Source organism: Gymnodinialimonas ulvae (assembly GCF_037543845.1).
In the GTDB taxonomy this organism is placed as follows: Bacteria; Pseudomonadota; Alphaproteobacteria; order Rhodobacterales; family Rhodobacteraceae; genus Gymnodinialimonas; species Gymnodinialimonas ulvae.
In genome coordinates this window covers 924,699-947,344 of record NZ_JBBIFX010000001.1, presented here as the reverse complement: position 1 = coordinate 947,344, position 22,646 = coordinate 924,699, and the positions used below count along the sequence as shown (strand labels likewise).

The following is a 22,646-nucleotide window of genomic DNA, read 5'->3' as shown; positions in this document are numbered from 1 at the left end:
AGCCTCCAGTCCCGGCGGGCACGTGCGAAAAGGGCGATGTGCCTACCATCTGGGCACCATGCGCACATAATCAGGGATATACTTAAGCATTTCGTCGGTGTCGTCGCGATCCTGCACCATTGCGCGGTTATAAAGGTCATGCAGCTCGGCCACCGCTGTGTGGTCCAGTTCCACGCCCAGGCCGGGCCCGTCCGGCACCTGAAGGGCGCCGCCTTTGAACGTTGGCCGCCCACCCTTGATGATCTCCTTGGTCGACCACGGATAATGCGTGTCGCAATCGTAGGTCAGGTTCGGTGTGGCCGCCGCAACATGGCACATCGCTGCCAGCGAGATGCCGAGATGTGAGTTGGAATGCATCGACACACCAAGCCCGGACGCGCGGCACATCTCGCCAAGATGCACAGCGCCGGTAGCGCCGCGCCAATAATGGTGATCTGACAGCACAATCTGAACGGCGTCTTTCTTGATCGCCTCGATCAGGTGCTCGAATTCCACCACCACAAGGTTGGTCGCCAGCGGCATATCGGTTCGCGCCGACAGCACGGACATCGCATCAAGGCCCCGCACCGGATCTTCTAGATATTCCAGAACCCCGCCCTCGGTGCCGCCGAGTTGATCAATCACTTTCAGGGTGGTCTCAAGGGTCCACCCGCCCATTGGATCAATGCGCAAGCTATCGTGCGGGAAGACTTCGCGCAGTTTGAGAAGCGTTTCAACTTCGAGATCGGGATGCAGGACGCCGCCCTTGAGCTTCCAGGATTTAAATCCGTATTCCGCGGCAAATTCCCTGGCCTGCGCCACAAGAGTGTCGGGAGTCATGACCTCGCCCATGATGTCGGGACCGAAGGTCAGATCCTGCTTGGCAAACTTGTAGAAGAGATACCCACCGAACGGGATTGTCCTGCGCGCCGCGCCGCCCAGAAGGTCGTAAAGCGGGCGTCCGACCTCCTTGCCGCGAATGTCCAGCATCGGGATTTCGAAAGCGGAATAGACCACATCTGTGACCTTGTGATCGGCCAGAGCCGTGGGCGCGTTGACGCCTCCGCTGTTGGGAAGGACGGCTTCGACGCGCTGTCGCAAATCCCGTAGGTCATACGGATCCAGCCCTTCGAGCATCGGGGCCACGGCCTGCAGTCCCGTCAACGTCCGTTTCGCGCCATAGGCTTCCCCCAGACCCACGAGACCAGTGTCGGTCTTTACCTCGATCACCGCGCGCAGGAAGACCGACGGATGCACGCCTTTGGTGTTGGCCAAGGGCACATCCGGGATCGCGATCGGGGTGACGACGACGTCGGTAATTCTCATGCGGGACCTCCAGGGGTCATGCATCCTAGGCCCGTCAGATTGGACAAATCAATACTAGTATTCTAGATTGGAAAAACTAAGATATGGCTACCCAGGGACGAATCGTCCGCGCAAGCGACGAAAGTCCCCGTGAGCTTCGGGAGGGGCAATGGCCGGCGTAGTCCTAGATAACATCGTGAAAGCCTACGGCGCGGTGCAGGTCGTGCACGGCATCGACCTTGAAGTGCAGGAGCAGGAATTCGTGGTGCTGGTGGGCCCGTCGGGATGCGGAAAGTCCACGACGCTGCGCATGATTGCGGGTCTCGAAGAGATTTCCGATGGCGATCTGACGATTGATGGCCGGTTGGTCAACCGTGTCGCGCCCAAGGATCGCGACGTCGCGATGGTGTTCCAGAATTACGCGCTTTACCCGCACCTGAACGTGGCCGAAAATATCGCCTTCGGCCTGCGGATCCGGAAGGAAAGCAAGCAGGTTGTCGACGACTCGATTGAAGAAGTCGCCGGGATCCTTGGGCTGACCGATTACCTTGAGCGGCGCCCCGCCGACCTCTCCGGCGGCCAGCGACAACGCGTTGCCATGGGCCGGGCCATCGTGCGCCGTCCGAAAGTGTTTTTGTTTGATGAGCCACTGTCGAACCTCGACGCCAAGCTGCGCACTCAGATGCGCGCCGAAATCAAGCGCCTGCACAAGCGCCTGGGCGTGACCAGCATCTACGTGACCCACGATCAGGTCGAGGCGATGACGCTGGCCGACCGGATCGTCGTGATGCACGACGGGCGGATCGAGCAGATCGGCACCCCGATGGAATTGTTTCTCAACCCCGCAAACGCGTTTGTGGCGGGCTTTCTTGGTGCGCCGCCGATGAACCAGATCAAGGCCACGATTGCCGATGGCACGACCGGACCGATGGCGGAATTCGCGGGGCAGAAAATCGCCCTCGCGCCGTTGCCGGGCCTGCAAAATGCGGTCGGGCGCGAGGTTATCGTGGGCATTCGTCCGGAATACAGTCAGATTGTGACCGACCCGCAAGACGGCGCAATCATGGGCGATTTGGATCTGGTGGAAACGCTTGGCTCCGAGGCGTTGTTGCACCTTCGCGTCGCTGGCGACCCCTTCGTGATCCGCACCGAAACCCTCGGCAATATCGACAAACTCGATACCGTGAGGGGGTTCACCGCGCCACAGGAATTGATCAAAGTCTTCGACGCTCAGACAGGATTGGCGCTCTCCGGCCAAACGCGTGTGGAATGAGCACGCCGGGTACCAACGTCGGCGGACCCGCCAAGACCGAAGAGACGGTGCTTCTTGCCAAACAGGCGCTGCACCGGACTCGCCCGAGCCGCATCGTGCGCGTGGGCGATCACCTGAAGCGCGAATGGCAGCTTTACGTGATGTTGATCCCGACGATCGTCTGGTTGCTGCTGTTCCTTTACAAGCCCATGTACGGCCTTCAGATCGCGTTCAAGGACTACTCGGTGTTCCGCGGCATCGCCGCCAGTCCCTGGGTCGGGTTCGAGCATTTCGAGACGCTGTTCAACAACGACCAGTTCCTGCGCGCCCTGCGCAACACGGTCTATATCAGCTTCCTCAGCCTTCTGTTTGGTTTCCCGATGCCGATCTTTCTGGCGCTGATGTTCAACGAAATCCTGCGGGAATGGTTTAAGAAAACTGCGCAAACTATTGTTTACCTTCCACATTTCATTTCATCCGTGATTATTGCTGGCATCGTGATAACCGGCTTTTCTCCGTCGGCGGGGATCGTGAACACGGTGATCGAATGGTTCGGCGGCGAGGCCATCTATTTCCTGACACGACCGGAATGGTTCCGACCGATCTTCGTGGGTACGACGATCTGGCAAGAGGCGGGCTTTCAATCCATCGTCTACCTTGCGGCCATCGCGGGCGTGTCACCCACACTCTATGAAAGCGCCGTGGTCGATGGTGCGAGCCGCTGGCAGATGATGTGGAAAATCACGATCCCGTCGATCCTTCCGACGATCATCATCATGCTGATCATCCGGATCGGCAACATGCTTGAGGTCTCTTTCGAGATGATCATCCTGCTCTATCAGCCCGCCACCTACGAGACGGCGGATGTGGTGAACACGTTCATCTATCGGCAGGGTTTGCAGGGCGGCCAATACGACCTCGCCGCCGCCGCTGGCCTGTTCAACGCTGTCGTGGCCTTCGTGCTGGTGATGAGCGCCAACGCGATTTCCAAGCGCTACTCGCGCACATCCCTGTGGTAGAGGAGCGCGCGCCATGGCCAACATGAACCTCTATTCGCGCGGTGATCGAGCCTTCGTGTTTCTCAACATGTTCCTGATCGCGATTTTCACGATCTCGGCGCTTTATCCGTTCATTTACATCGCGTCCCTGTCCATGAGCTCGGGCTTCGCCGCCCGCGCCGGCAGCGTCGTGTTGACGCCTGTGGGCTTCACGCTCGAGGCCTATGGACAGGTCCTGTCGGAGCGGATGTTCTGGGTCAGCTACGGCAACACGTTCATCTACACGATCGGCGGCACGCTGATGAGCCTCGCGTTCATCATCCCCGGTGCCTATGCCCTGTCGCGCAAACAGCTTTACGGACGGCGTTTCTGGAACCTGATGGTCGCGTTCACGATGTGGTTCCACGCGGGCATGATCCCGTTCTTCTTGAATATGCGTGATCTGGGCCTGCTCGACAGCTATTTCGGCATCATGATCGGTTTCGCGGTCAATGGCTTCAACATCATCCTGCTGCGCAATTTTTTCGAAGGCATTCCAGAAAGCTTCGAGGAAGCCGCGCGTATGGACGGGGCCAATGAATTTCAGGTGCTGTGGAAGGTCTACATGCCTCTGTCCAAGCCCGCGATCGCAACCGTTGCACTGTTTTGCATCGTGTCGCGTTGGAATGGCTTTTTCTGGGCCATGGTGCTGTTGCAGGACGAGGACAAAATTCCCCTGCAGGTCTACCTGCGCCACGTCATCCTTGAACTCAGCGATGATGAGGAATTCTCAACTTCGTTGCTTCAGGCCAGTTATTCGTTCGAGACCGTCAGTGCCGCGATCATTGTCTGTTCGATCATCCCCATCCTGCTCATCTACCCGTTCCTGCAGAAATATTTCAGCAAGGGCATCATGTTGGGCGGCGTCAAAGAGTAACCCAAACGACCGCATAAGGGAGGAATAATATGCGTAAAGTGACATTGGCTTCGGCCATCCTTGCAACAACGGCGCTCAGCAGCCCGGTCCTGGCTGATGGCCATTTGATGATCGTGGAGGAGCCGCTCGAACTGACGATCCACATGCACTGGCCGCGCGCCCAGGGCTATGGTGTCGGCGGTGAGGTAAGCGAGATTTACCCCGTCGAACTGGAAGCGCGCCGGTTGACCGGGATCTCCCTGGTTGACGCGACCGCGGGCAGCAACTCGACCGAAGCGACCGAAGCGATGAACCTGCTTCTGGCGATGGGCGACATGCCCGACATCGTCGGTGGGCACCTGATCAAGCAGCCCGTCAACCAGTTCGGCCCCGAGGGCGCGTTCCTGCCGCTCAACGACCTCGTCCGTGAGCATGCCCCCAACATTCAGGCATTCTGGGACGAGAACCCGGACCTGCAGGCGGCGATCTCGGCCTATGACGGGAATTATTACTATATCCCCTATCTGCCCGATGGCGAGTTTGGCCGTGCGTGGTTCATCCGCCAAGATTGGCTTGATGCGCTGGAGCTGGAGCAGCCGCAGAACGTTGACGAGCTTTACGAAGTGTTGGTCGCATTCCGTGACAACGATCCCAATGGCAATGGTGTGGCCGACGAGGTTCCGTTCTTTGCCCGCCAGTGGGAAGAAGTGAACCGGCTGCTCACCTTGTGGGATGCGCGTTCATCGGGCTCGGACACGTACCACGATTTCTACATCACCGATGAAGGCCAGATCGCGCACCCTTATGCACAGGACGCGTATCGTGTGGGCATCTCGAACATCGCGCAGTGGTACGAAGAGGGTCTGATCGACCCTGAGATCTTCACGCGTGGATCTTCAGCGCGTGACTTCCTGTTGTCCGAGAACCTCGGCGGCGTGACCCACGATTGGTTCGCCTCGACCTCCGGCTACAACAATGCGCTGGCCGAAACGGTTCCCGGCTTCAACTTCATCCCGTTCCTGCCGCCCGCCTCCGCCGGTGGTGTGCGCATGGCCGAGCATCGTCGCATTCCCATCAAACCCGATGGTTGGGCCATCAGCTTCACCAACGAAAACGTTGTCGAGACGATCCAGTATTTCGATTTCTGGTTCACCGAGGAAGGCCGCAATCTGGCCAATTTCGGCGTCGAGGGCCGCACATGGAACATGGTTGATGGTGAGCCCGTCTTCACCGATGCAGTGTTGAATTCGGATCAGGCCGTGAACAGCCAGATGTATCTGGAAGGTGCGCAGATCTTCCGCGGGTACCCGCAGGATTACGCCTATGAGTGGCAGTGGACGTCCGAGGCCGCCCGTGAAGGGATCGAGCTTTATGGGGCGAACGACCTGTTGGTCGATCAGTTCCTCGGCGTTGCCTTCAACCAGGAAGAGCAGGCGGTGTTCGACCGGTATTGGCCCTCCATCCGCACGTACATGCTTGAGCGCAACCAGGCCTGGATCCTGGGCTCGGGCGACGTGAACGAGGATTGGGACGCCTATATCGAGACGCTCAACAGCATGGGCTATCAGGACGTCATCGAAGTGATGAACGCGGCCTATGCCCGTCAGTACGGCTAATCACGCTTGAATGATCCGGTGTGCGGCCCCGGCGCGGGCCGCACACGTTGCCCTTTTCCACCTGAAAGAGTTCGGATGACGGCCAAGACCGCCCCCATGCTGGACGAGCCGAAGACGGGCCGTCTTACGATCCAATACGCGCCTGACGCGCACAGCCCGGTTGTGGAAAACCCACCACGGTTTACATGGTTGCCGGTGATCGAAGACGAGGCCCGTTTCGTGCTGCGGATTTCGTCCGACCCGACGTATCCGGCCAAATCGACGCTGACCTTCCCAAACATTCCGTTGAATTTCTACACGCCTGATGTCGTGCTGCCCGAGGGGGAGCACCATTGGTCCTATGCCGTCTGCGACCAAAAGGGGGCGCCCGTCACCGCTTGGAGTTCCTCACGCAGCTTCACCATCACCGAAGATTTGCACAAGACCCCGTTGCCCTCGCGCGCCGATAGGTTCGCCAAGACCACCCGCGCGCATCCGCGCCTGTGGCTGACGCCCGATCGCCTCGATTCCTTCCGCAAGGAGGTTGCGAAAGAACCGACGACGCACACCTGGAACATCTTCTACGAGAAGTCCGCGCGCCCTTGGATGGAGCGCGCGCCGATGCAGGAGCCCGCCGGCTACCCCGGCCACAAGCGCACCGCGCCGATCTGGCGTCAGACCTATATCGATTGCCAAGAATTGCTCTACGCCATCCGCCACCTCGCGGTGGGCGGGCAGGTGACACGCGATCAGGCCATGCTTGACCATGCCAAGGCGTGGCTGCTGGAGGCGGCCTCATGGAACCCCGCCGGTACCACGTCCCGCGCCTATACCGACGAATGGGCGTTTCGCGTGAACCTTGCGCTGGCCTGGGGCTATGATTGGTTGTTCGACGAGCTGACGGAGGCAGAGCAGGAAACTGTGCGCGCGGCTCTGCTCACCCGCACCCGCGAGACCGCCGATCACATCATCAAGAACGCCAACATTCAGCTATTTCCGTTCGACAGCCACGCCGTTCGTGCCGTCTCCGCCGTGTTGATCCCGTCGTGCATATCCCTTCTTGACGACGCGCCCGAGGCCGAGGATTGGCTGCATTATTCGGTCGAATTCCTGTCAACCGTCTATTCGCCGTGGGGGGACGCGGATGGCGGATGGGCGGAAGGCCCGCACTACTGGATGACGGGGATGGCCTATCTGATTGATGCGGCGAACCTTTTGAAAGGGTACTCCGGCATCGACCTCTATCAGCGCCCGTTCTTTCAGCGCACGGGCGATTTTCCGCTTTATACCAAGGCGCCCAACACCTGCCGCGCGACCTTTGGCGACGATGCGACGATGGGTGATCTGCCCTCGGTCAAGGTCGGCTACAACCTGCGCCAATATGCGGGCGTCACGGGCAACGGCGCCTACCAATGGTATTACGACGAGATCAAGCGCGCGAACCCGGGCACCGAGAAAGCGTTCTACAATTGGGGCTGGTGGGATTTCAATTTCGACGAGCTGGTCTATCGCACCGACTTCCCGGTGATCGAGGCCGTGCCTCCCGCCGATGACGATCAACTGCGTTGGTTCCGTGGCATCGGATGGGTCGCGATCCAGCACCGGATGCAGGACCCCGAAAACCACATCCAGTTCGTGATGAAATCCTCTCCGTTCGGCTCTGTCAGCCACAGCCACGGCGACCAGAATGCGTTTTGCCTCGCGGGATTTGGCGAGGATCTGGCGATCCAGGCGGGCCATTACGTCGCCTTCAATTCCACCATGCATCAGGCATTCCGACGGCAAACTGTGTCGAAAAATGGTATTCTGATCAATGGGAAAGGCCAATATGCGGGCGGTGACAAGGTCATGGCCATGGCGTCCTCTGGGCAAATCAACGTGGCCGAGGCGCGCGAGGATCACGTCTTTATCCAAGGCGACGCGACCGCCGCCTACGCCTCCCTGTCGCCCGAGGTCACATCCGTGACCCGCGATGTTTATTTCGTCCGCAACCAGTATTTCGTGATCGTCGACAATATCGACGCCTCCGACCCGGTGGAAATCGATTGGCTGCTGCATGCCAATGCGCCGATGGCATTGGGCGAAAGCACCTTCCGCTATGCTGGGGAACGCGCAGGGTTCTACGGTAAGTTCCTGTGGTCCGAGGCGGGCCAACCCACGCTGAGCCAGCATACCGGCTTTCCCGGCGTGGACCCGGCCGAATTCGAAGGCCTGCCGGTCAGCACCTGTCTCACGGCGCGGTTTCCCAAGGCCACGCGCCACCGCATCGCCACGCTCTTGGTACCGTATCCCGTAAACGCGCCACGCCGGGTGTTCAGTTTCCTGGACGATCAAGGCTATGACTGCGATCTCTACTTCACCGATGCCGACGACCAAAGCTTCAAGGTGATCGTGCCTAAGACATTCGACGTTGGAAATTAGCCAACTCTGCAATCCACGAAAAGGAATTCCCTCATGAAACTTGCGGGCAAATCGGCAATCATCACCGGCGGTGGGCGCGATATCGGGCGGGCCTGCGCGATTCATCTCGCCTCCGAAGGGGCCAATGTCGCGATCAACTATTTCGCCAGTTCAACCGGCGCCGATGAGACCGTGGCCGAGATCAAGGCCGCCGGCGGCAACGCCATCGCAGTGCAGGGCGATCTGACCACGCAGGCGGGCGTGGACGCGCTTGTGGATGCAACCTTGGCGGAATTCGGCGGCATCGACGTTTTGGTAAACAATTCCGGCGGCCTCATCGCGCGCAAAACCATTGCGGACATGTCGTTGGAGCATTGGAATGACGTGATGACGTTGAACCTTACCAGCACGTTTTTGATGATCAAGGCCGTCGGACCCCATATGAACGCTGGCGCGATCGTTAACATCGCCAGTCAGGCGGCGCGCGATGGTGGTGGCCCGGGATCAATCGCCTATGCCTCGTCGAAAGGGGCGGTGATGACCATGACGCGCGGCCTCGCGAAAGAGCTTGGGCCGGATGTGCGCGTCAACGGCCTGTGCCCGGGCATGATCGATACGGATTTCCACAACATCCATACCCCGGACGCCGGACGCCGCGCGTTCGAGGCGGCAGCCCCCGTGAAGCGCCAGGGCGTGCCGATGGATGTTGCCAATCTTGTGCTGTTCCTGGCCTGCGATGACAGCGCGTTCATGACCGGCACCAACATCGACATCAACGGCGGGATGTTGTTCAGCTGATCCGTGCAACGGGGCAGGTGACCTTGGCGTATTGAGCAAATCATTCGCGTCGAATGACGCTAGCGATAAAGCCCCACGCCGCCCTGCCAATGCACGTCTTTGTAGACGAACGTGCCTGTCATCGACGGGTTATAGGCCGACAGGCGGGCCACCTGGAAGGCACGCTCGGGAATGCGCAAAGACGGGCGCCGTATCCCGAGCGCCCCGGCAGGCTCGAACCCACGCGCGCCATAGTAGGTCGGGCTGCCTTCAAGGATCACAAATGGCGACCCCCGGGCGTCGGCGGCGGTCAGAGCGGCCTTGATCAACGCCGTGCCGATGCCACGCCTTTGGTGGTCCGGTTCCACGGCCAGGGGAGACAGGATCAGGGCGTCGATCAACCGCTCAGGCCCGTCCAGCCAGGCGTGCGACAGCATTGCATGCCCGACGGGCACGTTGTCCGCATAGGTCGCGACAAGCGACAGCGTGGGAAAAGGGGCCTCGGCACGGCGAAGGTTTTCGACGAGCTCGGGCAAGCCCGCGTCGCCGTCGAACGCCGCAAGGGTGAGCGCATGAACGGCGGTGTGATCTTCGGGCGCCTCATGGCGGATCGTGAGTTGCACGTCAGCCATCGCTGGTCCAGCGCGTCCAGGTCATGCGCACATCCGGAGTCTTTTCGGCATTGTTGCGCCCGTCGGTGCGCTCGGCCTCAACAAACCCGTGCTTGGCGTAAAAGGCTTGGGCGGCGTGGTTTTGTTCGAAGGCCCACAATTGCAACGCCTGCGCGCCGTCCTGCGCCCAAGCGATGAGGGACGATCCCAACCCTTGCCGCTGATGATCGGGATGAATGTAGAGCTGTTCGATCCACCCGTCCTGGACGGCGCAAAACCCGACCGGGTCGCCATCAACCTCTGCCACGGCGAAGCTTTGCTCGGCCACGACACGGGTGAAGAACCTTGTGTCCCCTTCAAGCGAATGCAGCACCGGCAACCACGGCATTGCCTTGTCCCTCGCCAGCCGATTGATGACAGCGATGGCCGGGACATCGTCGATGGTTGCGGGCCGGATCATGCACGCGACCCTAGCGGGCCAGCCATCCGCCGTCGACGTTAAGCACCGCACCGTGGATGTAATTGGCCGCCGGAGACGCAAGGAACACTGCGGTTTCCGCGATATCATCTGCCTTGCCCCAACGCCCCGCCGGGATGCGATCAAGGATGGCCTTGTTCCGTTCCGGATCCGCGCGCAGAGCTTGGGTGTTGTTGGTCTCGATATAGCCCGGCGCGATGGCGTTGACGTTGATGCCCTTCGCAGCCCATTCGTTGCACAGGATCTTCGTGAGCCCCGCCAGACCATGTTTCGACGCGGTGTAGCTTGGCACCCGGATGCCGCCCTGAAACGACAGCAGCGAGGCGATGTTGACGATCTTGCCGGCACCACGGGGCAGGGCGGCCTTGGCGAACGCCTGACAGGTGAAGAACGCAGCCTTCAGGTTGACGTCCATGACATCATCCCAATCGGATTCGGTGAAATCCACGCTATCGTCGCGCCGGATGATGCCCGCGTTGTTGACGAGGATATCCACCTGCCGGTCCGCAAAAACGCCCTGCGCCGCCATCGGGTTGGCGAAATCGAGGTGCAGGGCCTCGGCGCTGGCGATCTGACCGACGGTTTCGTCACACGACGAGCGCCCGGCGCAGATCACATGGGCACCTGCGCGGCCCATGGCCCGAGCAATCGCTTGCCCGATCCCGGTATTGGCACCGGTTATAAGGGCCGTCTGACCCGCAAGGGAGAACGGGCTCATCTCAGTTCGTCCATGCCAACCATGTCCATATCGGCGAAATCGACATTGTCCCCGGCCATCGCCCAACAGAACGTGTAGGCCGCCGTGCCAGCGCCGCAATGGATTGACCATGGCGGCGAAATGACGGCTTCCTCGTTGGCCATGACGAGGTGACGGGTTTCCTCGGGCTTGCCCATGAAGTGGAAGACGCGCGCGTCCTCGGGCACGTCGAAATAGAGGTAGGCTTCCATCCGCCGGTCGTGCAAATGCGCAGGCATCGTGTTCCACAAGGAGCCAGGCTGAAACTGCGTGTAACCCATCAGCAATTGGCAGGTGTCGCAGACCTCGGGGTGCAGGAACTGGATGATGACACGCTCGTTTGCCGTGTCGCGCGAGCCCAATTCAACGCGCCGCGCGTCCGACAATGTGATCAACTTGGTGGGGCAGGCGCGGTGGGCGGGCGACGACGTCAGGTAGAACCGGCCCGCACCTGAAAACGTGACAGGCCCCGCGCCCATGCCGATGTAAAGCAGCTCTCCATTGGCGAGCTCGTGGGTCTCCCCGCCGACCTGAACCTGCCCGGTTTCGCCGATGTTCAAAACGCCCATCTCACGGCGGTCGAGGAAGCTTGGCGTCCCGGTCTCGGCCACATGATCAAGCGTCAGCGTCCCCGAACCGGGCACCGCAGATCCAAGGATGAACCGGTCGTAATGCGTGTAGACAAGGTTGATCTCACCCTCTGCGAATAGCCCATCCTTGTGGAAATGAGAGCGGAGCCCATCGGTGTCCATCGACTTCGCGGTCGTGGGATCTATGGCATAACGGGTTTCGGTCTTCAGGGTCATTTTATCTCTCTTTAGAAGGAGTAAGCAGGGGCCGGACGTGTCAGAGGAAGTCGTCCCGGCGTGGGGTGAAGCAATCCACAAGGCGCCCGGGTTCAAGGCAAACGCACCCGTGTACGACATCGGACGGGATGACGAAACTGTCACCGGGCCCGACTTCGAATGCGTCGCCATTCATAGTGAACCGGAATCGGCCGCTTTCAACATAGGTGGACTGGACATGGGGGTGGCTGTGCAACGCGCCCTCCGCCCCTTCTGCGCCGAATGCAAAGGCCACCACCATCAGATCGGAGTGATCAGACAGCACTTGCCGTGTTACGTGCTCACTTGCTTCAATGATCGGAAACTGTGACATGCGCGCCTTCTTTTTGGGTGACCACTTTCGCTATCTGGTATGATAGTATACCAGTTGGCTGAATGAAAGTTGATTCTGCGATGCCCACCCGCCTTTCAAAGCCGCTTCTCTCGGGCCCGACCGGCGCGCCGCTGTGCATTGCCTCCATTGGGGAATGCATGGTCGAAATGGCGCCGCTGCAAACGGCGGGCCAATTTCAGCAATCTTTTGCAGGAGATACGTTGAACACGCTTTGGTATCTGCGACACCTCTGCCCGGACTGGACATGTCGTTATGTAAGCCGCGTTGGGCGGGATAAGGTCTCCGACGATATGCTTGCCATGATGGCAGGCGCGGGGATTGAGACCGGGCATATCCAGCGTGATCCGGAGCGCACTGTTGGCCTCTACATGATATCCCTGTCCGAGGGGGAGCGTAGCTTTGCCTATTGGCGCGGGCAATCCGCGGCGAAGCGGCTCTCAGAGCCCCCTGCGCAGGTGGCGGACGCCATTGCCGATGCGGATGTGGTGTTCTTTTCGGGCATAACGCTGGCTATTCTTGAGGCCCATTCGCGGCCCGCCTTTCTGCAGAGCATCGACACCGCCCGCCATGCGGGCAAAACCGTGGTGTTCGATCCCAACCTGCGGCCCAAGCTGTGGCAAGACGTAGCGCAGATGCGGGACGCGGTTATGGCAGGTGCCGGGGTCAGCGATATGATCCTGCCCTCCTCCGATGAAGAAGCGCTGCATTTTGGCGACGCAAACATCGTTGCCACGACCGAAAGGTATCTCGCAGCCGGGGCAGGGAGCGTCGTGGTCAAGAACGCCTCTGACACCTTGCATTTCGTCCATAACGGACACACAGGTCAGGCGACACCACGTCCGGCAGAGGTGGTCGTGGATACAACCAGCGCGGGCGACAGCTTCAACGCGGGCCTTCTCGCAGGCCTGTCGCGGCACGCGTCCATAAATGATGCGATAGCGCTTGGATGCGATGTCGCACGACAGGTCATCGGCCAGAAAGGCGCGTTGGTCGCGCTGGCCCCTTCGGACGCATGATCTCCAAGCGGCATGGGCATTGGAAGGATGTCGGTGTTAGCGTGGTCGAACAACCGAAACAGAAGCCCGCAATCGAAAGTGCGCATATGGACATGGCTCAACTCTGCGATCCCCGGTTTTTCTGCAATGTGGCCGGCCGGGTATGAGGGAAACCTGGCGTTGGTTTGGTCCGCTCGACACGATAAGCTTGGCGGAAGTGGCGCAGACGGGCGCGGTTGGGATCGTAACGGCGCTCCACGAGGTGCCATACGGTGAGGTCTGGAAGGCAGATGCCATCGCCGCGCGCAACGACATGATCAAGGCCGCGGGCTTCACTTGGGACGTCGTCGAAAGCCTGCCCGTGCACGAGGCGATCAAGCGCGGCGAAGAGGGTCTAGGCCCACTTTTTGCGAATTATCGGCAATCCATGGCGAACCTTGCCGCCAACGGAATACGCACGGTATGCTACAACTTCATGCCGCTTCTCGATTGGACCCGGACCGACCTTGCCGCGCCGGTTGCGCGTGGAGGCACCTGTCTGCGGTTCGAAGCGTCGAAAATGGCCGCGTTCGAAGTCTTCATGGTCAACCGCGACGGAGCCGAAGACGACTACGCGCCGGAGGTTCTGGAAAAGGCCAAGGCTTGGTACGAGGCGGCAGGGCCGGAGGCGCAGGCGCAATTGCTCAACGCAATCATGTCGGGCCTGCCGGGCGCATATGACCGGTTCGATATCGCTGAGTTGCGCACCGCCTTGCGCGCCTACAATGGCCTGACCCGTGCGGATCTGCGCGCCAACCTCAAGCGGTTTCTCGAGGAGGTCATCCCGACCGCGCAGGAGCTTGGCATGGTGTTCTGCATCCATCCCGATGACCCACCACAAGACATCTTGGGCCTGCCGCGGATCGTCTCGAACGCGCAGGACATTCAATCGGTCTTCGATGCCGTCGATGCGCCCGAGAATGGCCTGACGCTTTGTACCGGTTCGCTTGGTGCGAATCCGGTAAACGACCTTCCCGACATGGCGCGCCAGTTTGGCGACCGCATCCACTTCGCGCATTTGCGCAACGTACGCCGCGATCCCGACGGCTCGTTCGAAGAGGCGACGCATCTGGGCGGTGACACCGATATGGTCGCCGTCATTGATGCACTGCTGCAGGTCGAGGCGCGGCGCAAGACCCCGATCCCGTTTCGACCCGATCACGGGCATGACCTGCTTGCCGACGTCGAGCGGCAGAGCCATCCGGGCTACCCGCTGATCGGTCGGATGCGTGGGTTAGCGGAACTGCGCGGCGTGGTCGCCGCCCTGAACCGAAACACCTGACCGGGCTTCCGTAACTAAAATCGCAACAACAGAAAGCCGTCGATATGCCAACGCCAAAACTCGTGTCCGGAACCGTTCTGGAAGCCATGTCATTTCCCAAACTGGGAGGCGGAGCCTTGAACCTCGGTGGCACAAGGGAGAATTGGACGCTTCTGGTGGTGTATCGCGGCAAGCATTGCCCGCGGTGTAAGAAATACCTCAACATCCTTGATGGGATGCGGGCACAATGGGCTAAGGCCGGCTTCGATGTCGCGGTCGTCTCTGCCGATCCGGAAGAAAAAGCCAAGGCCGACCAAAATGAATTCGGGTGGGGTTTTGATCTGGGATATGGCTTGTCTGAGGCGCAGATGGGCACGCTTGGCCTATATGTGACCGAGCCACTGTCTTCGTCCGAGACCGACCGCCGCTTTGCCGAGCCCGGGACATTTGTTATCCGGCCCGATGGCAGCGTGCTCTTGATCGCCATTTCAAACGGCCCCTCGGCGCGCCCCGATCTGGGCGAATTGCTCGACGGGATGATCTTCACGAAAAACAATGACCGCCCGCCACGCGGCACGGTCTAAACCTCGCTTGGGGGCGTGTCGCGCGCGGGGCCAGTCGAGGACGTTTGTTGGGCGGGGCACGCGAGATGATTGACTCGCCCTAGCTGTGAAGATACTAGTATTCCAGTCCGCGAGAGGGGGGTCTGAGGCCCAGGGAAGCGGCGCGATCACAAAAGATCTGGGAGGATCACATGTCACGAACTTTCACACTCAGCAGCGCCGTCATTGCAGGGTGCCTCGCGGTTGCGGCCTCCTCGGCCTCGGCGCAGGACCTGCGCGGCTGGAACATCCACGTCGAGGACTACCCCGTATCCATCGCCATGGAGTCCTTCATTGCCGAAGTGACCGAAGCCACCGGCGGTGAAGTGACCGGCACTGTGTTCCACAACGGTGTTCTGGGCAGCCAGCCCGATGCGATTGAACAAGTCCGCCTCGGCGCCCTCGACTTCGGTGTTTTCTCGCTGGGGCAAATGGGCACCTCCGTGCCTGAAACCAACATCGTCTCGCTTCCCTTCATTTTCAGCTCCATCCCACAGATGTACGAGCTGATGGACGGCGCTGTGGGCGAAGCCATCGGTGAAGGCATGCGCGAGCGCGGTATCGTGCCGCTGGGTTGGTACGATGCCGGTGCACGGTCGTTCTACAACTCGATTCGCCCGATCAACACGCCTGCGGACGTCGAAGGCCTGAAGATCCGCGTGATGAACAACAATTTGTTCGTCATGATGGTCGAGGCGATGGACGGCAACGCAACACCGATGGCGTTTGCCGAGGTGTACCAATCGATCCAGACCGGCGTTGTCGATGGGGCCGAGAACAACCCGCCGTCCTACGAATCCACCAGCCACTTCGAGGTTGCGCAGTATTATTCGCTGACCGAGCACCTGATCATCCCCGAATGCCTTTGCATGAGCCTGAGTGCCTGGGACTCCCTGTCGCCCGAGCATCAGGAAATCGTCATGGCCGCAGGTCGCGCCAGCGCCGAGATGCAGCGTGAGCTGTGGCAGGCCCGTGAAGCGGCCTCGATGGAGGTCGTGGAAGCCGGCGGCACGATCGTCAACACGATCGAGGACAAGGGTCCGTTCCAGGATGCCATGGCGCCGGTCTATGAAGCCTTCCTGGCAGACAACCCGGACATGGCGGGTATCATCGATCTGATCCGCGGCGCGGAATAATCCACGCTCGACCAAGGATCGGGAGGCCCGTGTTGCGCTGTGACATGGGCCTCCTCTCACACCCGTCCAAAAAAAACCAATCGCGGAACAAATATGTGCGATCAGTTACCCCCAAGCGGTTGGGTCGAGGTGATGCTCGACTGGGTCGGCAAGATCTGCGCATTGATTGCATCGCTCGCCGTTGTCGTTCTTGTGGTCACATTCGGATGGCTCGTTTTCGGACGCTATGTCCTGAATGAGACGCCGACATGGGTTGAACAACTCGCGCTCCTCCTGATTTGCTACATCGTGTTCCTGGGCGCCGTATCGGGGATGAAGGACGAGACACATCTTGGCGTGACCCTGTTCCGCGACATGCTGCCGACAGGTTTGCAAAAGATCATCATCATCGCAATTGACGTGATGCTGGCCGTGTTCGGGTTCGTGATGCTTTTGGCGGGGATCAAGCTGGTGCAATTTGGCTGGGACAGTCTTCTGCCGATGCTCGATATTCCCGAAAGCTACCGCACGCTTGCCATCACAACCTGCGGCGCCTTGACGTTCGGAATTTGCGCCATTCGTGCGATCCTGCGCACGATTTCCTTCTCACGCTGGCAGCCTCTGCCCGACAGCGCGCCTTCTGACGCCACGGAGAGCTGAGATGGGCCTGATCATCCTGATGTGCGTCTTTTTCCTGCTCGTGATCATGGGCATGCCGGTGGCCTTTGCCATGGGTATCGCGGCCGCATCGGCCTTCTGGTACGAAGGTTTCCCGATGCTGATCACCTTCCAACGCGCGACGGCGGGCGTGTCGGTGTTTTCGCTTCTGGCGATCCCGTTCTTCATCCTCGCCGGAGAGGTGATGTTACGCGGCGGCATTGCGGTGCGGCTGGTCAAGCTGGCCTCCGCCCTTGTCGGTCACCTCAAGGGGGGGCTGGCGATGGTCAACATCTTCTCCTCGATGCTGTTTGGCGGCATTTCCGGCTCGGCCGTGGCGGATATCTCGGCGCTTGGCTCGCTCTTGGTGCCGGTGATGAAGGAACGCGGCTACCGCCCCGATTTCGCCGTCAACGTCACGGTCACATCCTCCATCGCGGGCATCGTCATTCCGCCAAGCCACAACATGATCATCTATGCGGTCGCGGCGGGCGGCGGCATTTCGGTCTCGGGGCTGTTTCTGGCCGGTGTCATTCCCGGCATCCTGATGTGCATCAGCCTTGCGATTGCGGCCTACGTCCTTTCGGTCAAGCACAATTACCCGTCCGAGCCGTTCCCCGGCTGGGGCGAGGTGGGGCGCACGGCGGGCTCTGCCATTCCGGGCTTTTTCACGGCGGTCATCATTGTTGGCGGAACCTTGTCGGGTGTGTTCACGGTGACGGAATCCGGGGCGTTCGGCGCGATCTACGCGCTGATCCTGACGTCGGTTTTCTACCGCAGCCTGAGCTGGAAGGACTTCCTGCAATCGATCACCGGAACGGTGCGGACCACGTCGATGGTGATGATCCTGATCGCCTTCGCCAGTTCTTTTGCCTACCTTTTGGCGCTTTACCGCGTGCCTGAAACGCTCTCCAACGGTCTGGTCACAATCTCCGAAAATCCGATCATCATCCTGCTGATGATCAATGTTATCTTGTTGATCCTCGGGATGATCATGGACATGGCGGCGCTCATCCTGATCTGTACGCCAATCTTCCTGCCCATCGCCCAAGGCCTTGGCATGGACCCGACGCAATTCGGGATCATGATGTTGATGAACCTTGGGTTAGGTCTGTGCACGCCACCGGTCGGGACCTGTCTGTTCGTGGGTTGCGCGGTTGGCAAGATCAAGATCGAGGACGCTCTGCGGTCAATATGGCCGTTCTACCTGGCCATTCTCGGAGCGCTGATCCTGGTGACATATGTGCCCGCCGTATCGCTCTGGTTGCCGTCAGTGATGCGCTAAGGCGCGAGTCTGGCGCGTTTGCGCCGCTACATCACCGCGCCGATCTGCCAAGGTACGAATTCATTGTCCCCAAGCCCCAGCGCCTCGCTTTTCGTCACCTGACCCGAGGCGGTCGCCACGATGAGGTCGAGGAGTTCGGCGCCCTTGTCGGCCAGTGGAACGCCTTCGCTCACCACGTCACCGCAATTCAGGTCCATGTCATCGGGCATCGCGGCAAACAGCGCGTCGTTTGTCGCCAGCTTGATTGTTGGCGCAGGTTTTGATCCGAAGGCCGAGCCGCGCCCGGTTGTAAACACCACGATCTGTGCTCCACCCGCGATCTGCCCGGTGACCGAGACCGGATCATAGCCCGGTGTATCCATGAAGATCAGGCCTTGAGCGCTTGGAACCCCGCCATATTCCACAACTTCGTTCAGCGGTGTGGCCCCGCCCTTGGCCACTGCGCCGAGCGATTTTTCGAGGATCGTGGTCAATCCTCCCGCCTTGTTCCCGGGGCTGGGGTTGTTGTCCATCGAGCCGCCATTCATCGCGACATAAGCCTCCCACCATCGAAGGCGCGCGTTCAACTTCTGCCCCACCTCCTTCCGTGCAGCGCGGCGTAGAAGCAGGCGCTCTGCCCCATAAATCTCCGGCGTCTCCGCCAGGATCACACGCCCGCCATGGCCCACCAAAAGGTCGCTTGCCGCACCAAGGGCTGGGTTCGCGGTGACCCCCGACAATCCGTCTGAGCCGCCGCATTGCAGAGCCACACTGAGCGCGGAAAGCGGCTGCGGACTGCGCCTTGCGGCGTTCACAATCGGCAAGAGCGCCTCGACCTTGGCGATGATCTGCGCAATCGTGGCGGTGGTTCCGCCGCTGTCCTGAATGGTCAGGCCGTGAAATCGTTCCACCCCGTCCGAGCCGAACATCTGCCGCATCCGCGCGATCTGCATCACCTCGCACCCAAGCCCAACAAAGACCGCCGCCGCGATATTCGGATGGGTGGCATGGCCCCACAGCACGCGCTGAAGGTTGTCCCAGCCCGGCCCGCTTGCGTTCATGCCGCAGCCGGTGCCATGGGCGAAGGCGACCACGCCGTCTACGTTTGGATAGGCGTCGAGGATGCCGGAACGCGTGATCTGATCGGCGGCCTGTCGGATCACACTGGCCGAACAGTTCACTGTCGCGAGAAGCGCGATCTGATTGCGCGTGCCAACGCGGCCATCGGCGCGCAAATAGCCGTCGAACATGCGGGGTGACACCTTGGGCACCGCCGTTTGCGCCTTCTGCAGGTGGTCGCCGATTTGCCCGCCATCGCCGTGGGTGCTGAAAGACAGGTTGTGACTATGAACATGTGCACCCGCTTCAATCGCCTTGGAGGCGACGCCGATCATATGGCCGAATTTGGTGACATGCGCGCCCTTTGCGATGGCTTGCCGTGCGATCTTGTGTCCTGCTGGCACGGCTTGCGACAGGACGCGGCCAAGCCCCAACGGGCGTTCGCCCATCGGCGCCTTTTCCGTCAGGATTGCGACATTGTCCGCAGCGTTCAATACCAATGTCTTCGCCATCAGCCCCGTGCCTGTACAAAGGCCCGCACAGTCGCGCGCGTACCGTCACGTTCAAGGGCGGCGTAGGCCTCGGCGACTGCCTCGCGAAACCCACCGTGTCGGGCAAGATCCGGAGGAAAGATCTCCTTCAGGGCCAGCAAATCACCGACGGTCGCAGCGGCTTTCAACTGCTCCGCCATGGGGTCGCGCACATCAATGGGCTGTCCGGCCTCATCCACGCCGCCGACATAGCGCATCCACCCCGCCACAGCGAGGCAAAGCCCATGGGAAACGCGCCCCGTCGCAAGCGTATCGGCGATGGTCCCCAAGAGGCGCTGCGGCAGTTTCTGACTGCCATCCATCGCAATCTGCCAGGTGCGGTGCCGGATCGCCGGGTCGCGGTATCGCTGCATCAGTCTTGTGCAATAGACGGTCAAGTCTTCTCCCTCGGGTGGGGGCACGGTGGGGATGATCTCATCTCGCCACATGATCTCGCACAACCGCGCGAAATCAGGGCACGCCACCGTGTCCGATATGGTTTCATACCCCGCCAGATATCCAAGGTAGGCCAGTGTCGAGTGGGTGCCGTTCAGGCAGCGGAGCTTCATCAATTCATGGGCTTCGACGCTGTTGACCAATTGCGCGCCGGCGGCCTCCCATGCGGGTCGGCCATCGACGAAATCATCCTCGATCACCCATTGACGGAAGGCTTCATGCACGACGCAGGCCGGATCGAAATAGCCCGCCGTCTCGGCCAGGTCCGCCACATCGTCGTCGGTTGTGGCCGGTGTAATCCGGTCGACCATTGTGGCGGGGAAGGGAACCTGCGCGTCGATCCAAGTGGCGAGCTCGGGGTCGAGCGCGCGCGCGAAATCAAGCACGACCGCCCGCGTCAGGCCCCCGTTCGAGGGGAGATTGTCACACGACAGAACGGTGAACGGCGCGGTCCTGCTGGCCCGCCGTCGCCCAAGAGCGGCAACCAGAAACCCGATGGCCGAGTGCGGGGTATCGGGATTGGCCAGATCATGGACGATATCTGGATGCGCTGCATTCAGGCCGCCGGTTGTCGCATCGATGCAATAGCCCTTTTCGGTGATTGTCAGCGACACCACCCGTACGCCCGGATCGGTCATTGCGCACAACACCGCCTCCGGATCCTCGGGCGCGACCAACACCTGTGTGACCGCGCCAATGACCCGTGTGGCGCGCGCCGTGCCAAGTGTGACCGATGTGTAGGCGCCGGCTTGCGGCGTCATCTGATCACGGGCGGTGTCGCTGCGCAGACTGACCGCGACGATACCCCAATCGCCGCCCTCCGCCGCCATGGCGTCTTCGGTGTAAACCGCATTGAAGGCGCGGAAAAACGCGCCGGGACCAAGGTGCACTTGCCCAACGAGAGGGGCCGGGGCCGTGCGGGTCAGACGCGGGGCACTCATAGGCGGTAGGCCTCTTTCGCGAGGCGATAGGTCAGGTCATGGGCCACCTCGAATGCCTCGACTTCGCGCAATCGCCCGGTGCTGACCAGCTCCGCCAGATAAGCGCAATCTGTGCGTCGGGCGACATCGTGGCGCGCCGGGATAGAGCAGAACGCCCGCGTATCGTCGTTGAAACCGGCGGTGTTATAGAAGCCACAGGTCTCGGTCGTGGCCTCGCGGAAGCGCTTGATGCCCTCGAAACTGTCGAAAAACCACCACGGCGGGCCGAGCTTTAGGGCAGGGTAGGCGCCCGCCAAAGGGGCCAATTCACGCCCGTAGGAAGTCTCGTCGAGGGTAAAGAGAATGATGTTCAGGTTCGGTTCCATGCCAACAGCATCCAGCAACGGCTTCAAATCAGCCACGTAATCCGTGCGCCCGGGAATATCGAAGCCCTTGTCGGTCCCATGCTGCGCCAACACGGTTGCCGAGTGGTTGCGGCGTGAGCCGGGGTGGATCTGCATCGTCAATCCGTCCTCAAGGCTCATCCGGGCCATTTCGGTCAACATCTGCCCCCGGAACGCGTCGGCCTCCTGCGCATTGCAGATGCCGTTGCGCGCCTTGTGGAACAGCGCCTCCACCTCGGTGCGCGGCAGGTCCTCGGTCCGGGCACTGGGGTGGCCGTGGTCCGTGGCCGTTGCACCGTTGGCTATGAAATACGCGCGCCGCTTACGATGCGCGGCAAGGTAGCCGACCCATGTGGCCGTGTCCTCGCCGGTGATCTCTCCCAGCGCAATGATGTTTTGCACGAAGCCGCGAAAATCGGGGTCAATGATGGCGTCGGGCCGATAGGTCGTCACAATCCGCCCGGACCAGCCGCTGTCGCGGATCATCTTGTGCCACTTCAGATCGTCCAGCGCGCCGTCGGTCGTGGCGAGGGCCTCGATGTTGAACCGGTCGAACAACGCGCGAGGTCGGAACTCATCCTGCGCCAGCTGAGCCTCGATCTGGTCGTAGTACAGGTCCGCCGTTTCCGCAGTGAGCGGAACGGTGATGCCAAACACGGTCTCGAACGCGTGGTTCAGCCACATCGCTGAGGGGGTGCCCCGGAACAGATGCGTATTCGCGGCAAAGCGGTGCCAGATCTTGCGCGGGTCACTTTCCACAACGCCGCCATCGGCGCGCGGCACGCCCAGATCGGCAAGCGACAGGCCCTGACTGACCAGCATGCGGAAGACATAATGGTCAGGCACGATGAAAAGCTCCGCAGGGTTGGGGAACCGCTCATTTTCGGCAAACCACTGAGGATCGCAATGGCCATGGGGGCTGATGATCGGCAGATTCTTCACGCTTTCATAGAGCGCGCGCGCGATGGAACGTTGACCGGCCTCGGCGGGAAACAAGCGGTCGGGGGGTAGCATGGTCATGGGCTCGGCGCTCCGGAAACCTGTGGATGGGTTGATCTGATATTCTAGCATACCAATTGGGAGAGAGTGGAGCCGTCGTGTGCCAATTTCACGCCCTGGATCCCAATTGTGACAGGTCT

At 60.8% G+C, this 22,646-nt stretch carries 21 protein-coding genes; 12 read left to right on the top strand and 9 right to left on the bottom strand.

What is annotated here, in order from left to right:
* Window positions 1-42 precede the first annotated feature (42 nt).
* The gene (locus V8J83_RS04570; protein WP_339983919.1) at window positions 43-1,305 is read right to left on the bottom strand and encodes an enolase C-terminal domain-like protein; all 1,263 of its coding nucleotides are present in this window, start codon (window positions 1,303-1,305) and stop codon (window positions 43-45) included.
* Window positions 1,306-1,453: 148 nt separating this feature from the next.
* On the opposite strand from V8J83_RS04570, the gene V8J83_RS04565 reads away from it, so the two are divergent.
* The 6 genes from V8J83_RS04565 (at window position 1,454) to V8J83_RS04540 (ending at window position 9,222) form a co-directional block, all read left to right on the top strand.
* Window positions 1,454-2,557 carry an ABC transporter ATP-binding protein gene (locus tag V8J83_RS04565; RefSeq protein ID WP_339983917.1) on the top strand — a complete coding sequence of 368 codons (1,104 nt, stop codon included), beginning with the start codon at window positions 1,454-1,456 and terminating at the stop codon, window positions 2,555-2,557.
* Window positions 2,554-3,555 (top strand): ABC transporter permease, encoded by a 1,002-nt coding sequence (locus tag V8J83_RS04560; protein WP_339983915.1) that lies wholly within the window; start codon window positions 2,554-2,556, stop codon window positions 3,553-3,555. Before V8J83_RS04565 ends, V8J83_RS04560 begins: the two co-directional genes overlap by 4 nt.
* A 13-nt stretch (window positions 3,556-3,568) precedes the next feature.
* Complete coding sequence (locus V8J83_RS04555) at window positions 3,569-4,450, top strand: carbohydrate ABC transporter permease (protein WP_339983913.1); 882 nt, start codon at window positions 3,569-3,571, stop codon at window positions 4,448-4,450.
* A 29-nt stretch (window positions 4,451-4,479) separates the two neighbouring features.
* Window positions 4,480-6,045: a type 2 periplasmic-binding domain-containing protein gene (locus tag V8J83_RS04550; protein WP_339983911.1), complete on the top strand. Its 1,566-nt coding sequence runs from the start codon at window positions 4,480-4,482 to the stop codon at window positions 6,043-6,045.
* A gap of 75 nt (window positions 6,046-6,120) precedes the next feature.
* On the top strand, window positions 6,121-8,445 hold the full coding sequence (locus V8J83_RS04545; RefSeq protein ID WP_339983910.1) for a DUF4962 domain-containing protein: 2,325 nt from the start codon (window positions 6,121-6,123) through the stop codon (window positions 8,443-8,445).
* 33 nt (window positions 8,446-8,478) lie between these two features.
* Window positions 8,479-9,222, top strand: a complete 744-nt coding sequence (locus V8J83_RS04540) for an SDR family NAD(P)-dependent oxidoreductase (protein WP_339983908.1) — start codon at window positions 8,479-8,481, stop codon at window positions 9,220-9,222.
* A 59-nt stretch (window positions 9,223-9,281) separates the two neighbouring features.
* Here the strand turns inward: V8J83_RS04540 and V8J83_RS04535 are convergent, their stop codons facing one another.
* The 5 genes from V8J83_RS04535 to V8J83_RS04515 are packed head-to-tail and all read right to left on the bottom strand — an operon-like array spanning window position 9,282 to window position 12,184.
* Window positions 9,282-9,833, bottom strand: a complete 552-nt coding sequence (locus V8J83_RS04535; RefSeq protein WP_339983906.1) for a GNAT family N-acetyltransferase — start codon at window positions 9,831-9,833, stop codon at window positions 9,282-9,284.
* Window positions 9,826-10,272, bottom strand: coding sequence for a GNAT family N-acetyltransferase (locus V8J83_RS04530; protein ID WP_339983904.1), 447 nt, complete (start codon window positions 10,270-10,272; stop codon window positions 9,826-9,828). Before V8J83_RS04530 ends, V8J83_RS04535 begins: the two co-directional genes overlap by 8 nt.
* A 10-nt stretch (window positions 10,273-10,282) precedes the next feature.
* Window positions 10,283-11,008 carry a 2-dehydro-3-deoxy-D-gluconate 5-dehydrogenase KduD gene (kduD, locus tag V8J83_RS04525; protein WP_339983902.1) on the bottom strand — a complete coding sequence of 242 codons (726 nt, stop codon included), beginning with the start codon at window positions 11,006-11,008 and terminating at the stop codon, window positions 10,283-10,285.
* On the bottom strand, window positions 11,005-11,832 hold the full coding sequence (kduI, locus tag V8J83_RS04520) for a 5-dehydro-4-deoxy-D-glucuronate isomerase (RefSeq protein ID WP_339983900.1): 828 nt from the start codon (window positions 11,830-11,832) through the stop codon (window positions 11,005-11,007). The genes kduD and kduI overlap by 4 nt, the downstream gene beginning before the upstream one ends.
* 40 nt (window positions 11,833-11,872) lie before the next feature.
* Window positions 11,873-12,184, bottom strand: coding sequence for a cupin domain-containing protein (locus tag V8J83_RS04515; protein ID WP_339983898.1), 312 nt, complete (start codon window positions 12,182-12,184; stop codon window positions 11,873-11,875).
* A 62-nt stretch (window positions 12,185-12,246) separates the two neighbouring features.
* On the opposite strand from V8J83_RS04515, the gene V8J83_RS04510 reads away from it, so the two are divergent.
* The 6 genes from V8J83_RS04510 (at window position 12,247) to V8J83_RS04485 (ending at window position 18,159) form a co-directional block, all read left to right on the top strand.
* Entirely contained in the window at window positions 12,247-13,221 is a 975-nt protein-coding gene (locus tag V8J83_RS04510) for a sugar kinase (protein WP_339983896.1), read from the top strand.
* A 142-nt stretch (window positions 13,222-13,363) separates the two neighbouring features.
* Window positions 13,364-14,521 carry a mannonate dehydratase gene (gene uxuA / locus V8J83_RS04505; protein ID WP_339983894.1) on the top strand — a complete coding sequence of 386 codons (1,158 nt, stop codon included), beginning with the start codon at window positions 13,364-13,366 and terminating at the stop codon, window positions 14,519-14,521.
* An 86-nt stretch (window positions 14,522-14,607) separates the two neighbouring features.
* Window positions 14,608-15,084, top strand: a complete 477-nt coding sequence (locus tag V8J83_RS04500; RefSeq protein ID WP_339983892.1) for a redoxin domain-containing protein — start codon at window positions 14,608-14,610, stop codon at window positions 15,082-15,084.
* A 170-nt stretch (window positions 15,085-15,254) separates the two neighbouring features.
* Window positions 15,255-16,238 carry a TRAP transporter substrate-binding protein gene (locus V8J83_RS04495; RefSeq protein ID WP_339983890.1) on the top strand — a complete coding sequence of 328 codons (984 nt, stop codon included), beginning with the start codon at window positions 15,255-15,257 and terminating at the stop codon, window positions 16,236-16,238.
* A gap of 93 nt (window positions 16,239-16,331) precedes the next feature.
* Window positions 16,332-16,877 (top strand): TRAP transporter small permease, encoded by a 546-nt coding sequence (locus V8J83_RS04490; protein WP_339983888.1) that lies wholly within the window; start codon window positions 16,332-16,334, stop codon window positions 16,875-16,877.
* 1 nt (window position 16,878) lies between these two features.
* Window positions 16,879-18,159 (top strand): TRAP transporter large permease, encoded by a 1,281-nt coding sequence (locus V8J83_RS04485; protein ID WP_339983886.1) that lies wholly within the window; start codon window positions 16,879-16,881, stop codon window positions 18,157-18,159.
* 26 nt (window positions 18,160-18,185) lie between these two features.
* Here V8J83_RS04485 and V8J83_RS04480 read toward each other — a convergent pair whose 3' ends face one another.
* From V8J83_RS04480 to uxaC, 3 genes are read right to left on the bottom strand one after another with little or no spacing between them, the layout of a single operon-like run.
* Window positions 18,186-19,709, bottom strand: a complete 1,524-nt coding sequence (locus tag V8J83_RS04480) for a UxaA family hydrolase (RefSeq protein ID WP_339983884.1) — start codon at window positions 19,707-19,709, stop codon at window positions 18,186-18,188.
* The gene (locus V8J83_RS04475; protein WP_339983882.1) at window positions 19,709-21,124 is read right to left on the bottom strand and encodes a mannitol dehydrogenase family protein; all 1,416 of its coding nucleotides are present in this window, start codon (window positions 21,122-21,124) and stop codon (window positions 19,709-19,711) included. Before V8J83_RS04475 ends, V8J83_RS04480 begins: the two co-directional genes overlap by 1 nt.
* A complete protein-coding gene (uxaC, locus tag V8J83_RS04470; RefSeq protein ID WP_339983880.1) occupies window positions 21,121-22,527 on the bottom strand; it encodes a glucuronate isomerase in 1,407 nt (468 codons plus the stop codon). Before uxaC ends, V8J83_RS04475 begins: the two co-directional genes overlap by 4 nt.
* Between the last annotated feature and the right edge of the window lie 119 nt (window positions 22,528-22,646).

Bases quoted from the DNA above. Each gene is read 5' to 3' on its own strand.
- V8J83_RS04565 (WP_339983917.1), top strand. From the start codon at position 1,454: ATGGCCGGCGTAGTCCTAGATAACATCGTGAAAGCCTACGGCGCGGTG.
- V8J83_RS04475 (WP_339983882.1), bottom strand. From the start codon at position 21,124: ATGAGTGCCCCGCGTCTGACCCGCACGGCCCCGGCCCCTCTCGTTGGG.
- V8J83_RS04560 (WP_339983915.1), top strand. From the start codon at position 2,554: ATGAGCACGCCGGGTACCAACGTCGGCGGACCCGCCAAGACCGAAGAG.
- V8J83_RS04535 (WP_339983906.1), bottom strand. From the start codon at position 9,833: ATGGCTGACGTGCAACTCACGATCCGCCATGAGGCGCCCGAAGATCAC.
- V8J83_RS04540 (WP_339983908.1), top strand. From the start codon at position 8,479: ATGAAACTTGCGGGCAAATCGGCAATCATCACCGGCGGTGGGCGCGAT.
- V8J83_RS04495 (WP_339983890.1), top strand. From the start codon at position 15,255: ATGTCACGAACTTTCACACTCAGCAGCGCCGTCATTGCAGGGTGCCTC.
- V8J83_RS04480 (WP_339983884.1), bottom strand. From the start codon at position 19,709: ATGGCGAAGACATTGGTATTGAACGCTGCGGACAATGTCGCAATCCTG.
- V8J83_RS04485 (WP_339983886.1), top strand. From the start codon at position 16,879: ATGGGCCTGATCATCCTGATGTGCGTCTTTTTCCTGCTCGTGATCATG.
- uxaC (WP_339983880.1), bottom strand. From the start codon at position 22,527: ATGACCATGCTACCCCCCGACCGCTTGTTTCCCGCCGAGGCCGGTCAA.
- uxuA (WP_339983894.1), top strand. From the start codon at position 13,364: ATGAGGGAAACCTGGCGTTGGTTTGGTCCGCTCGACACGATAAGCTTG.
- V8J83_RS04500 (WP_339983892.1), top strand. From the start codon at position 14,608: ATGTCATTTCCCAAACTGGGAGGCGGAGCCTTGAACCTCGGTGGCACA.
- V8J83_RS04550 (WP_339983911.1), top strand. From the start codon at position 4,480: ATGCGTAAAGTGACATTGGCTTCGGCCATCCTTGCAACAACGGCGCTC.
- V8J83_RS04570 (WP_339983919.1), bottom strand. From the start codon at position 1,305: ATGAGAATTACCGACGTCGTCGTCACCCCGATCGCGATCCCGGATGTG.
- V8J83_RS04515 (WP_339983898.1), bottom strand. From the start codon at position 12,184: ATGTCACAGTTTCCGATCATTGAAGCAAGTGAGCACGTAACACGGCAA.
- V8J83_RS04530 (WP_339983904.1), bottom strand. From the start codon at position 10,272: ATGATCCGGCCCGCAACCATCGACGATGTCCCGGCCATCGCTGTCATC.
- V8J83_RS04545 (WP_339983910.1), top strand. From the start codon at position 6,121: ATGACGGCCAAGACCGCCCCCATGCTGGACGAGCCGAAGACGGGCCGT.
- V8J83_RS04490 (WP_339983888.1), top strand. From the start codon at position 16,332: ATGTGCGATCAGTTACCCCCAAGCGGTTGGGTCGAGGTGATGCTCGAC.
- V8J83_RS04555 (WP_339983913.1), top strand. From the start codon at position 3,569: ATGGCCAACATGAACCTCTATTCGCGCGGTGATCGAGCCTTCGTGTTT.
- V8J83_RS04510 (WP_339983896.1), top strand. From the start codon at position 12,247: ATGAAAGTTGATTCTGCGATGCCCACCCGCCTTTCAAAGCCGCTTCTC.
- kduI (WP_339983900.1), bottom strand. From the start codon at position 11,832: ATGACCCTGAAGACCGAAACCCGTTATGCCATAGATCCCACGACCGCG.
- kduD (WP_339983902.1), bottom strand. From the start codon at position 11,008: ATGAGCCCGTTCTCCCTTGCGGGTCAGACGGCCCTTATAACCGGTGCC.